An 11,599-nucleotide genomic window follows, 5' to 3' on the forward strand; every position below is an offset into this window, starting at 1 on the left:
AACGAGGACAAGAAAAATATTATACTGCGGGTCGATATATGCACCGAGGCTCGTCATTGACTCCTGATTATGAGATTCCCGAAGGCAAGATAATCAAGATGCTCAACGGCGGGACGGATGCCCTCAAGAAGATACTTCTCGACCTGAAGAAATATGCCTTCAGCGGGTATGTGAAGACGATCTACCTTCGGGATAACGAGCCTTCCATAGGGTACGTGGTCGTCAAAGAGGGCACCCCCGCCATCTCCGTCTACGCCGGTGAGGGAGGCCCCGAGCTGGGGCGAATGAGCCTCAAGAAGATCTGGGAGGACTCCTACGACAGGAAGTGCAAGATCGAGCTGCATGCAAGGGTCGAGGTGGGCGAGATCATCCGCCGATTCGGTGCGAAGGCCAGCATAGCCAAGCTGAAGAGGGCGGAGAAGATCAGGATAGTTGACAAGGCGGAGAAGGTCCTCAGCAGGAAGCTCAAGTTGTGGAAGAACAGAGGTTACGATGTGACCGAACTGGCGAAGGCCCTCAAGGGTGACACGGAGAAGGCCAGGGGGATGTTCCGAACTTTCGATGAGGATGTCAAGAAGCTGAAGATACTGGAGGAGATCCTGGATTCTATGGAGACGAGCGGGTTCGAGGACGAGGTCCAGGCGATCAGGTCGAAGTTCAGGAAACCAGAGATGAACCTCGCGATAGAGGCAGATATCGAGCGGCTTAGAGAGAAGATAGAGGAAAAGAAGGATATGGAGAGCTGGCTGACCGCCGAGGAGAAGGTCATCGGAGACAAGGAAACGGAAGCCAGGGCCTCCGCTGTCGCTGACATGATCGTGGAGAAGGCGGATGACGGGGCCGAACTACCAGACGTGCCCCCCCTCAGAAAGGAGGAGGCCGAGAGCAAGCACGAGCGGGACGAGAAGACCAACCTGATCGGCCAGTTCACGTTCGACAGGTTCGTCGTCGGTCCAAGCAACAGGTTCGCGCAGGCGGCATGTCTCGCCGTTGCGAAGACGCCGTACAAGGCCTACAATCCTCTTTTCATCTGCAGCGGGCCCGGTCTTGGAAAGACGCACCTGCTCAACGCGATAGGGAACTATATCATGGAAGGGTCGCCAGAGACCAGGGTCCTCTACTTCACGCTGGAGACGTTCATCAACGAGTACAACGACGCCAAGAGAAGGGGCGACCTCTCAGCCTTCAGGAACAAGTACAGGAACCTGGATGTGATGCTTCTCGACGATGCCCAGTTCCTCTCTGGGAACGACGAGGTGCAGGAGGAGCTCTTCCACACTTTCAACGCCCTCTACAACGAGAATAAGGAGATCGCGCTAACGAGCGACCGACCGCCGAAGGACATCCCCGAGCTCGAGGACCGCCTAGTGTCCAGGTTCGAATCGGGCCTTGTCGCGGACATCCAGATCCCAGAGGTCGAGACGAGAGTCGCGATTCTGGCGAAGAAGGCGGAGGAGGCGGAAGTGGTCATCGGTGAGGACGTCCTGGACTTCATGGCGAACGCTCCGACCGACAACATCCGCGAGCTGGAGGGCCTGCTGAACCGCGTCGTCGCGTATTCTTCGCTGACCGAAGTCCCGGTCACGCTGGAAATGGCGAAGGATGTACTGTCCGACGTAGCCACAAGAGTGGCGTTGAGAGAGGGAGAGATCGTTGAGGAAATGGAGAGGGAGCTTGTCGGGGGCAGGAGCTATCTCATCGAGGAGGACAGACCCGCGAACGTCTTCAGGCTGTCCCGGGAAGCGATGGAGGAAGGAACCACCGCGTTCCTGGTCACGCGAACGAACCCGAAGCGGATGAGGGACCTGTTCGATCTGGGCGATGCACGGATCATCTGGCTGACCGATAGGGACAGCGCGACCGAGGAAACGATTCCGCCCACGTTGGAGCGGATAATGTACATGGTAGAGAACTTCGTCAAGAACGCCGAGAAGGGCGTCGTGGTGCTCGACGGTCTGGAGTATCTCATAAGCAACAACAACTTCGACGCCGTGCTGCGCTTCCTGAGGAGGCTCATAGACGAGGTCTCCGAGAGTAGCGCTGTCTTCTTGCTGTCCGTAAGTCCGAAAACGCTGAGGGAGCAGGAACTGAAGATCCTCGAGAGGGAGATGGAAGTCAGGATATTCCGCTAACCCCTTCTCATATCTCTTATCTCTTTTCTGAAGACCTTGAGGAGCCGGAGGGAGTCTACGTATTTCTCTTCCTTCAGGGTCATGCTCGCCTTCTTCAGTATCTGGATGGGTCTCTTGAGGTCCCCTCCTCTGACCTTTAGCTCCAGCAGAATGTCCCGGGCCCTCTTGACCTCCTCCACGAGCTTGGCGGGCAATCTCTCAATCAGCTTCTCCTTGCTCTGCTTCGCGAACAGGGAGGCGACGTCCCACTCCTTTCTCTGAAGGGCCGCCGAACCCTCCTTGTGCAAGTGCTCTGCCACTGACACGTCGATTCCAAGCTGCGAAGCGTCGGCAATCAGCAGCTTCGCCTCCTCGAGAGCGTCCTTCGCCGTGGTCAAGCCCGCGCCGACGGTCTCGAACTTCTTCTTCGCGGCCTGCAAGTCCTTTATGGAACCCTCGAAGTCCTCGTTCTCTAGGGACAGTATCGCGCTCTCTATCAGTTCCTCGGTTCTCTCGACATCTGCGCCCAGCCCTCTCGCGGCGGTCACGTCCTCACGGAATGCCTCGAGGCTCTCAGCAATCTGCTGCATGAAAGCGTCCTCAAGGCCGCTCTTGCTCTGCCTCACGAGCCCAACGGCCTTCCTTACATCTCTCCTCTTCCCAGCGGCGATCGCCTCGCTGATCAGCTTCCTGCTCTCGGCTATGTCGACGCCAAGCTTCTTGGCGGATATGAGCATCGGCTTGACCTCGTTCACGAGCTTCGGGAGGGTCTTGTAGAGGGTTCGTATGTCCTCCTCCTCCTCGACCTCCTCGGCCATGCGGGCGTCTCTCTTCACCCGCACCCTTTCCAGGACCGTGATATGTGGCACCGGAGGCTCGATGTCCAGCTCCTGAGGGAACTCGGGCTCTGGCAGCTCCACAGCCTCTTCTTCCACTTCCTCGGCGGGCTCTTCTGGAACCAGTATCGCCTCTCCTTCTTCGAACTCATCAGCCCCTTCCTCAGCGGGCGGAGCCTCCTCGGCGGGAGCCTCTTCCTCTGATTCGAACTCAACCCCACAACTCGGACAGGACGAGGCATCACTGGCAACTATCGCCTGACAGACGGGACACTCGAATTCAGCCTCTTCTTCCCCGGCGAACTCCGCGTCGCATTCAGGGCAGGACGTTGCGTCGGAGGCAACTGAAGCGCCGCAAACGGGACACTCGAACTCGACGTCCTCTCCCTCCTCGACGACGGCTGTATCGTTCTTCCCCAGGCTCTTGATGTCTTCCAGGATGTCGCCCTCTTCGCCCTTATCCTCTCCAACGATGTTCGCGAGGATTTGATCTATCGATTTCTCGTCGTTAATCGTGATCTTGTCTATGTCCAAACCCGGCTCCGAATCGAAGTCGAAAAGTGTCAAATCGGTGTGGCAAGAAGGGCAAATCTTGGCGGCGGGGTCTATTGTTGCATCACATACTGGACAAGTATTCTTCTCCCCACCTGCCAAAGAAGTTCACCTCGGATAAGGACTGCGGGTTTGAACTAATATTGCATGTGAGTTAAATAGTTATCGATGTGGGTCAGGCCGTGCCAAGACATGATAACCGAAACGATAGAGTTAAATCATACAATGATATCTGAACGACAGCCGTCCGGGAGATGGATAATGTTCAAGAACTCGATAGAGGGGCTGGACAAGGTTTTCAAGACGGACATTGAAGCGCCCAAAGTGGTACTCGTTACCGGCCCCCCAGGATCCATGAAGACCAGTTTCTGCTACGCAATGATGTCGAGTTATCTCTCGAACTCGGGCGAGTTTGGCCTGTATACGACGCTCGAAGAGAGCGTCTCGAGCCACCTGAAGAACATGGAGAGCCTCGGCGTCGAGATATCCCTGAACCTTCAGATATCGGATTTCACGGACCTGCGCGAGATCGACCAGGTCGTCGATGAGAGCGAGGCGACCGACTACCTGCAGTTCATAGAGAAGATGATCACGCACTTCAAGAAGGTCCACGGGAAGAAGTTCAAGGTCTTCGCGCTCGACTCCCTCGGAGCTCTATACTCGCTCATGGAGGACGTGAGCGACATGAGAAAGAAGATGTTCTACTTCTTCAAGATGATCAGGGACAACGACCTCATCTCGTTCGTCATCATGGAGAGGTCTCTCGGAGCGGAGTCCCAGCTCCTCGGAAACGAGGGGTTTCTGGTCGATGGGATCATCATGCTGGGACTGGACAGGATGAGGGGAAAGCTCGTCCGCTACCTCCAGGTCGAGAAGATGAGGGCCGCGCAGCACAGCATGGAACGTCACGCCGTCCAGGTCGGGGAAGATGGGATATCTATCCTGGGCCCGATCTTCGATAGCGGGGGTGATTAGATACAAAAGATTATTACCGCAAGAGATGTATTCGGTTTAAGCGGGATTATTTATCTGTGTGAGGCGATATAATTGGCAGAAGATGAGGCTCCAGAGGAAGAGGCCGCTTCCGATTCGGCCCTTGGCAGTGAATCCATATTCGACACCATTAAGAAGGTCGAGCAGGCACTCAAGGACAAGGAAGAGACGATCCGGAAGAAAGAAGCGGAGCTAGGTGAGCTAGAGGCACGGGTGCAGACGCAGAAGGACGAGATGGAATCTGCGAAACAGACCCTCGACTCCGAGAAGGAGAGCATTGAGGCCGAGAGGAATGAGCTGAGTGCGGAGAAGGAGAGAGTCGAGAAGCTCGGCGCGGAGTTCTCCCAGAAGGAGACGGAGCTCGCCAGCCGGGAATCCGATGTATCTTCCAGGCAGGAGCAGCTCGTTGCACGCGAGGAGGACGTCCTTCGCAAGGAGGAGGGCCTCACTGGAAAGGAGAACGAGATATCCTCGAAGAGAGATGAGGTGTTCGCGAGGGAAGAAGCCCTCCTGAAGATGGAGAAGGAGCTGAGAGATGTTCTCGATTCCAACATCCAGAAGGCGAACGACCTCCTGGGGAGGGAGAAGCAGGTCAGCTCTGAGGAAGAAGAGGTCCGCGAGCTGAAGCAGAAGCTCATCGAGGACGGAAAGAAGCTGATGGAGAAGGAGAAAGCGATCCTGGGCAAGGAAGTGGAGGTCAGGGAGATGGTCGAGGCCGAGGTCACGGACGAGGAGGCCCCCGAGGAGGCTCCCGCCGAAGAGGCCGAGGAGCCCCCCGCCGAGGAAATCACAGCAGAGGAAGAACCCGCTGAAGAGATGCCCGCTGAGGAGGTTCCCGCCGAGGAGGGCGAAGAGGCTCCAGCCGAAGAGAAAGCGCCCGAAGAAGCCCCTGCAGAAGAGGCGCCCCCTGAGGAGGAGGCTCCCGCCGAGGAAGAACCCGCCGAAGGAGAGGCTGGCGAGGTTCCCTGCCCCGCCTGCGGGACCATGATCAGCTCAGACGCCGTGATGTGCTACGCCTGCGGTCACAAGCTCGAGGAAGGCGACAAGGAGGCTCCCGCCGAAGAGGAGGCCCCCGCAGAGGAAGAAGAAGCGGCCAGCGAGGAAGAGGAGATTTCCTGCCCCGCCTGCGGGACCATGATCAGCTCAGACGCCGTGATGTGCTACGCCTGCGGTCACAAGCTCGAGGAAGGGTCCTCCAAGAAGAAACCCATCCGCAAGATCCTGAAGAGGAAATAGCCAGATTTTCAGAACAGATTACGTGGACTGAAATTGGGTGGACAACATATATATATGCCAAGCACCTTATTGTCAAAAAGCGTTTAGAACCATACTGGTTACGCATTGTTTGATAGGTATCCAGCATCGATACTTAATGGAGGAATAAGCATGAGAAAGAACTTCTCGAGGCTCATGATGAGATTCGTGAGCTTCCTAATCGTAGGGACCATGATTCTTGGAAGCATGATGGTGATTCTCGACCAGCGTGAGGTCGAGGGTCTTGTGATAATAGACATCAACGGAGACGTGACCATCACCGGCAGCGAAGCGTGGCAGGATGCTATCTACCGGGTTGACGGCAACGTCACGATCTCCGCCGGGGCCACGCTGACCGTTAAGAACGGCGGTATAGTGTTCCTGCAGGACATCACACATGTGCATCATCTCACAATCCAGGCACCTGGTGGGACCCTTCGCTTGATAAACAGCACCGTCTCGACCTGGCTGGACCAGTTGAGCAGCTACCCCAAGCTCAACATGCACGTTTACGGAAACCTCGTGATGGAGACAGGTTCCCAGCTGAAGTTCCCGGGAACGCTGAACGCCTACGCGGGCTCCTCAATCACGATGCGCGATTCCGTGATAACAGGATTCTCCACGCAGGAGCTGAGCACGTACGTTGGGAACACGGACGAGTTTGACGATGCCCCTGTGATGACCTTCACGAGCTCCACGGTCGAGCTGTACGACTCGAGGATCGAGAAGATATTCGAGGAATTGGTCTCCTCAGGCTCCGATTTCAGGTACAACATCACGCTCAAGGGGAGCACAGAGATGACGATAGTGAATTCGTATGTGGGCGTCGATTTCTCCGGTATCAGCAGGTTGCACAACGTCATCCTGGCTGATGACACATCCATTGTGTACATCTACAATATGACGATCGACCAGAGCCAGAACCCAACTCTGAACTCACAGAGATCGTCATGTCTTCAGCCCTACGGTAACATAATCCTCGGAAGTGGCACGGCCTTGCCAGACTCGATTCATCCGACGAAGGACACTACGCCACCAGGACAGGATGAGACGTTCCTGCAAGTCGATGACAATATCAGGTACGCCGTTGCGCCCTTGGAGACGATGTACGTGGACGGGTTCGACCTTGACCTGCCCTACGTGATGACCGGTGCAACGCTCTGGGTGACATACTCCACGGATCCTGGACATGATGGGACACGCCCTGTCCAGTGGGGTCTGGAGGGAGAACCGACGCTGCATGATACTACAATCACTCCTGTCAATACCAACGGGATTAATATTGAGTTCACGGAATCCTTCGACATCTACGGCGCAGGCATGGACACATTCAACAAGCTGCGGGATCTCGACATGGCATTCTACAATGATGCCTCCGTGGCGGCAAACGTCTACTTCGAGAGAATCTGGATCGACGTGGACTACTTCGTCATAGATTCCCAGGCGATCTTCTACATCCACCGATGGCTCGTTCCGACCGTACGGGATGAGAACGGAGCACCCGTCGAGAACGCGACTGTTGACATATCATTCCTCGCTGATCCATTACTTCTTCCGGAGTACCCGAGGAATGGCTGGGCCAATGATCCGAGCCCAGACATACTCGCATACCTCGGGAAGACCGTGGGGAACTACAAGACAACCGGGCCGGACGGAAGGGCCTGGATTCCCTTGCTCTCTGAGTGGATGAACAGCACCTTGCAGCAGCCCACATTCCCGAACACCGAGTTCATCGGCAACTACAACGCGACTGCCACTTATCTTACGCACACAGGCTTCGCAACCATGGCTTTCAACCCGTACCCAGCGCTGACCGAGTCCGATAATACTTACGTGTTGGACATATATCTCATCGGCCTCGTGCTTCCCGAGCCGGACCTTACGCCCACGCTGGTTTGGACCGATCCGCCCATTATCCACGTCCGTGACAATGTGACCATCTATGCGACAGTCGCCAACGTGGGTAATTGGCCAGCCATTGATATTCAGGTAGACTTCACGGTGGGGTCGACCGTCCTACCCTCCTGCGTAATTCCATTGCTGGTTGAGGGCGAATCAGCCGACTGCTCATCTGTATGGATCAATGCCACAATTGGCACTCATCTCGTCATCGTTGATGTCGATCCGCCTATCGACACTGGCGGAATTATCCAGGAGTTGGTTGAGGGCAACAACAGGAAGACACTGCCCATAACCGTAGAGCCTCTCCTTCCCGATCTAGTCGTCTACATATCTGCGCTAGGTCAGGGCTATCCCGGTAACCCGATGACGATTACGGCTACAATCGTCAATGAAGATGGCAACGCGCCCGTTACGAACAGTTTCTTTATTGAGTTCTTTGAGAATCAGAACAGCTTTGCCCTGATCACCTATTCAGAAAACATACCCATAAACGGAACCGTCGACCTGGATATCGAGTGGACGCCCATTGCTGTGGGCGATTACACAATTCGCGTCGTCGTCGATCCGACGGACACGGTGCAGGAGATCAGTGAGGACAACAACGAAGCGACCTGGGACATCCAGGTCATTCCTGTCGCGAATCTCGTCATAATCTCGGACTACGTGTCTCCGGACGATCCCTGTCCATCGGAGGGCCAGAACATCCGGGCTGACGCTTGGATCTCCAACGCAGGTCAGGCCGACGCGGGCATCTTTGAAGTGTCCTTCTGGATCGATGGCGTTTCCGTGGGAACATGGACGTCCACGTCGATTCTGGCACCTGGGGCCACGGTCCTAGCAACCAGCCCGTTGTCCACACCAGCCGGGAGTCCCGGTTTCGGGGAAATCACGGTCGTGGTCGACCCGACCGACGCGATAAGGGAGAGCAACGACGACGACAACACGGTGATCGCTCAGTACATAGTCTATACGGGAACACAGACTTGGTGGACGAATGATGAGACAATGGACTCCGTGGACGTCTCACCGAGGGACAATCTCGTGATTACGGGCAACATCGTGTTCATTAACTCAGAACTCACGGTGACCCAGTCTGGACCAGGCGTTGGCAGGCATTACGTGAAGATCCAGAACGGAGGCAGCTTGACCCTCATCAACAGTGACCTGAAGACCAACTTCGATAACAACTGGCCTCTGAACGTCTGCGTGCTGGACAACGGAGAGCTGATAACCGAGCAGGACTCGCAGGTGCTCCTGGACTCGCAGATCCATGGAAAGGGAGCCCTCTTCACGCGAGGGAACGGGAGGATAGATCTCAAGGACACGATGCTCGATGGGGACATCAGGGCAACCGGATTCGATGTCTCGCTCAAGAACGTGGACCTCACCGGGGATGTCGTGTTCATCTACACTCAGAATACGTCATACATATGGGACACGATCTTCTGGACCGTTGGCACGCTTTCCCTGAACACGGACGACGGTGATGTTGGCACGCTCGACTTCGACATCAGGAACGTGTCCTTCGCCGATCCTGGTCTGGACAAGCAGCTTGTCTTTGGCGGGGACCAATGGATATGGCTAACGGATGTGGAGACCTACATCGATGTGGGCGAGGACTGGTGGACCAACATGATCGTCGGAAACGCCAAGGTCTCGGTCTATTACTGGCTCACGGTCGAGCTTGTTGACGGTACGGGTGCATTGCTGCCGACTTCAAACCTCACGCTTTGGCATCTCGACCCGAAAACGCTCAACTGGAGCCTGGCCATCGACGATTTGGGCAATCCCGTGCAAAACGTGTCCCTTCTAGAGGGCAGCTACTTGTACCGCGCGCTCTCCCAAGAGAGGTTCGAGGTGGACCACTATGAGAATTGGACATACATGGCAAACGGGTCGAAGTACCTTCCAGTTGAGGATAGGGACTACTATCCAGACAAGGACGAATCTGACAGCGTCAAGTCGAACACCCTCATCCGGCTTGTGTTCTCGGCTCTCACTCCCGAGTTCTGGCATGAGGGAATCAGCTTCATCGGCGGCAACGGCATTTCGAACGACCAGCCGTACAATCTGGCTCTGAATGTCTCAGCCGCTGTTCACAATGACGGCAAGATTACGACGAGGAATGTCGAGGTGTACTTCTTCGCCACTGACATCGATCCCGACGAGGACGGCATCATGCAGAACGAACCGTTGACGTACGCGGCCTACTTCATCGGTGTTGCCATCATCGACATCCCGGCGAACGGGACGACAAGCGCAGTGGTCACATGGAATCCAGGCGAACCCGGGATGGCCGTTGCCGGAAACAAGGTCTCCGTCTTCATAGACATGCTTGGTAATATCAACGAGGTCAACGAGCTGAACAACATCGAGATGGAAGTGGTCTCAATGTTCCGCTGGCCAGACCTCGAAGTCCCGGTGGAGGACATCATCTCGATCCCGACACAGGTTCCAGTCTTCTCATCCGTAACCCTTCAGGCGAAGGTTCGCAACATCGGCTCGGCTGTAGCGACGAACGTCAGAGTGGAGTTCCTTGATGACGGGACATCGATCGGCAACGACACGATTCCCACCATCCAATCCAGTGGATCTGCCCTTGCCACGGTTGAATGGACCGCTATGTCGTCAGGACCTCATGAGATAACGGTAATCGCCTACACGGACAACCTCACCATCGAGAACACGGACTACAACTGGAACAACAACGATGCATCGATCACGAAGTCTGTCCTTTCCGAGCCAGATCTCATGGCGGACTCGACGAGCATCCTGGGTCTTGGATCCCCACCGAACGTGACACAGGCCAAGGGATTCTCATTCACCGTCAGGGTCTACAACCTCGGTGAGAGCTCTGTCTCGTCGTTCGCCATTGAAGCATACATCGAAAGCACCTCGAACTTGATCGCAAGCCTGTCCGATCTGTACATCGGAGGCGACACGTACAGCGACTTCGAGCTCTCCGTCCCCAACGGTCTGCCCGACACAGGGACCTACGACCTCATTGTGGCAGTTGATCCGGCATTCCTGGTCAATGAGGCTGACGACTCGAACAACAACGTCACGATATCCCTGCAGGTTGTTCCGCCCGAAGGCTTCATAACGATAAGCCAGCCGCCAGACAACACGGAATACGAGCCCGGCAAGACGATACTCATCAGAGGTCGTGTCCAGACGAATGCACACGATCCGATACCTGGCATAACAGTTCATATCGAGCTCCTTGGTACCACGGCTACGGTGGACACAACAACCGATTCCAGTGGCCAATTCTTCATCACCAATTTCCAGATCCCTGACGACATTTCGGGCACATTCACTCTCGAAGCCTCGACCGACATTGCCTCCATCACAGATGCCACAGTGACGATAAGGGTCGAGGAGGTAGTCGGGCCGTTTGACCAGACGTTCCTTGGGATTCCGATCTGGCTCTGGCTCATCATCATCATAATCATAGTCGTCATCATCGTTGCCATCACCGTCTATCTCAAGTACGTCGGACTCGGCAAGCTTGTCGAATGCGGGAACTGCGGAGCCTTCATCCCAGAGTCAAGCGAGAAGTGTCCGAAGTGCGGCGTGGAGTTCGAGAAGGACCTGGCGAAGTGCAGCAGCTGCGGAGCTTGGATTCCCCTCGGTGTCAAGGTCTGTCCCGAGTGCGGCGTGGAGTTCGCGACCGGAGAGCTCGAGATGGAGGAGTACCGCGAGAAGATGAGGATGCAGTACGATGAGGTCGTTGCGAAGTTCCGCGCTGAGGCCGACAAGGCTCTTGGACGAACCCTCAGCGAGGGGGAGTTCCAGTCGTGGTGGAAGACGCAACCAACGTTCGTGACCTTCGAGGGATGGCTCAAGGAAGAAGAGGAGATGAGGAAGATGGGCTCACGCGCGTGCCCGTCCTGTGGAACGCTCAACTCCGTCACGGCCAAGGTGTGCCACAAGTGCGGTACCCTCTTC

At 55.8% G+C, this 11,599-nt stretch carries 5 protein-coding genes; 4 read left to right on the forward strand and 1 reads right to left on the reverse strand.

The window, feature by feature from the left end; all coding sequences use genetic code 11:
- Positions 1-56 precede the first annotated feature (56 nt).
- Positions 57-2,132: a DUF835 domain-containing protein gene (locus LN415_00835; GenBank protein ID MCJ2555644.1), complete on the forward strand. Its 2,076-nt coding sequence runs from the start codon at positions 57-59 to the stop codon at positions 2,130-2,132.
- Here LN415_00835 and LN415_00840 read toward each other — a convergent pair.
- The gene (locus LN415_00840) at positions 2,129-3,481 is read right to left on the reverse strand and encodes a zinc ribbon domain-containing protein (GenBank protein MCJ2555645.1); all 1,353 of its coding nucleotides are present in this window, start codon (positions 3,479-3,481) and stop codon (positions 2,129-2,131) included. The two genes, LN415_00835 and LN415_00840, sit on opposite strands and share 4 nt — an antisense overlap.
- Positions 3,482-3,760: 279 nt before the next feature.
- On the opposite strand from LN415_00840, the gene LN415_00845 reads away from it, so the two are divergent.
- The 3 genes from LN415_00845 to LN415_00855 form a co-directional block, all read left to right on the forward strand.
- Positions 3,761-4,474 (forward strand): signal transduction protein, encoded by a 714-nt coding sequence (locus LN415_00845; GenBank protein ID MCJ2555646.1) that lies wholly within the window; start codon positions 3,761-3,763, stop codon positions 4,472-4,474.
- A gap of 72 nt (positions 4,475-4,546) precedes the next feature.
- Entirely contained in the window at positions 4,547-5,728 is a 1,182-nt protein-coding gene (locus tag LN415_00850) for a zinc ribbon domain-containing protein (protein ID MCJ2555647.1), read from the forward strand.
- 150 nt (positions 5,729-5,878) lie between these two features.
- The coding region (locus tag LN415_00855; protein ID MCJ2555648.1) for a hypothetical protein at positions 5,879-11,599 on the forward strand (5,721 nt) is incomplete at its 3' end.

The organism is Candidatus Thermoplasmatota archaeon (assembly GCA_022848865.1).
In the GTDB taxonomy this organism is placed as follows: Archaea; Thermoplasmatota; Thermoplasmata; order RBG-16-68-12; family JAGMCJ01; genus JAGMCJ01.